The following is a 411-nucleotide window of genomic DNA, read 5'->3' as shown; positions in this document are numbered from 1 at the left end:
GCTTCAGATCAAGCTGATGAGATAACGTGCGATAGGACTTGCTGAGACAGAATGCTGCCGAACGCCGGCACACCAAACGGAGAGGCGACGAAACCGAATGCCGCGTGGCCGGACTGACGCACGAAGATGCCGCCGCCAGTTGCGACCAGCTCGGGTTCTCCACATTGGACAAATCGGAAAGCCGCAGCAGAAGGGCATGCCCGCCTCAGTGGCGCAATCCGACTGATTTAATCGATGTCGCGATTTTTGTATGAAGTTCTGGAACGCGCACTCTCAGCGCTCGTTCATGTTGTCTCAGCAGAGGGTCGTCGAGATGCAACGAAAAGCGAACGAGGCAAGCCGGGTTGCGAAGGGCCAGGACCTTGAGGTCGAACATCTGGTCGAGCTCACGGAAATTGACCCCAAGCAGGC

General features: G+C 57.2%; 1 protein-coding gene. It reads right to left on the bottom strand.

The window, feature by feature from the left end:
* Nucleotides 1-205 precede the first annotated feature (205 nt).
* Nucleotides 206-411 (bottom strand): hypothetical protein (locus tag EOA22_RS38470; protein ID WP_206521614.1); only part of this gene is annotated, 206 nt, incomplete at its 5' end.

Source organism: Mesorhizobium sp. M7A.F.Ca.US.014.04.1.1, assembly GCF_003998745.1.
Taxonomy (GTDB): domain Bacteria; phylum Pseudomonadota; class Alphaproteobacteria; order Rhizobiales; family Rhizobiaceae; genus Mesorhizobium; species Mesorhizobium ciceri.
Note: the sequence above shows the minus strand (reverse complement) of the source record. Positions and strands in the feature narration are given on the sequence as shown.